Annotated in this window: 1 protein-coding gene; it reads left to right on the forward strand. The window is 27.9% G+C overall.

Features of this window, described 5'->3' with window-relative positions; all coding sequences use genetic code 11:
- Positions 1 to 164: 164 nt before the first annotated feature.
- Complete coding sequence (locus EII23_RS11985) at positions 165 to 617, forward strand: hypothetical protein (RefSeq protein ID WP_124793549.1); 453 nt, start codon at positions 165 to 167, stop codon at positions 615 to 617.
- Positions 618 to 1,067 lie beyond the last annotated feature (450 nt).

A 1,067-nucleotide genomic window follows, 5' to 3' on the forward strand; every position in this document is an offset into this window, starting at 1 on the left:
TACTAAATCTGTCTTAAGCAAGATAAAAGCTAGTTACAATTCCGATGTAACTGTAGATGAAGGTATAGCTTATAAAGATTATAAATATGGATTGAGTGTAGCATTAAAAGGAATAAAGTTATTTTCACGAAAAATTAGAATTAAGAAGTTGGTGGTGCAACAACATGGATAATAGAGAAAAAAAGATTACTGTGAAATTACCGGAATCTGTCTTATATTTATTTAAACAAATATATAATATAAATGACGATATTCCTAAAAGAAAGATTGTATTATACGCTATTGGATCAAGCCTACCTGAAAGAGGGCGATACTTATTTGCAGAGGATTATTCACTAGACAAAGAAACCTTAAGCGAAATCATTAAAAAAAGAAAGAGATTAACTAACGAAAACTTCAATAAAGATTTTAAGCGCATAAATGATAAATTAGACAATCTAGAAAATTCGTTAGACAGCAATAGCTCATCAGATAGTCAATTACAAACAATTGAAGTATTATTAAGGTTACTATTAGCAGATAATTTTAGTTTAGGTACAGATATTAATAGTTTAAACAATTACCTGAATAGTAGAACTGATAGAGAAATAATGAACTTTGCTAAAAATAAGATTTGAACTGTAAACGGTGCAATTTATGGCAAAAAAATGTGTAAACGCCTTACCATAGATTGTGAATTAAATGAGAAAATTAAACGCAAAGTAAAACAAAGGAATATAAGCAGCAACTTGTTTATTAAAGAAGTCATATCATTTTACGTAGAGAATAAGCGAAATTATACAAATAACGATAACACGTGTACGAAAAAGATTAATGAATTTACAAAAGAAGTAAACTTAATAAGGCATAAAAATACTTCATTAAGTCAAGCATTATTGAGCCAATTAGATACTACATTGGGATATCAAGGACTAGCGAATTATTTACAATAAGAAAGGATAATTAGATGTAAGTGTTAAAAGAACAGCAGTATTTATATTAGTTATGGTAATTACGAACATCGGTTATTTAGTTAAGGAGATAAGTGGAAAAAGAAATAACGAGGATAGTAACCACTAAATTAGGTA

The sequence above is a fragment of the Desulfovibrio sp. OH1186_COT-070 genome (assembly GCF_003860215.1).
Lineage (GTDB): Bacteria > Desulfobacterota > Desulfovibrionia > Desulfovibrionales > Desulfovibrionaceae > Desulfovibrio.

Bases quoted from the DNA above. Each gene is read 5' to 3' on its own strand.
- EII23_RS11985 (WP_124793549.1), top strand. From the start codon at position 165: ATGGATAATAGAGAAAAAAAGATTACTGTGAAATTACCGGAATCTGTC.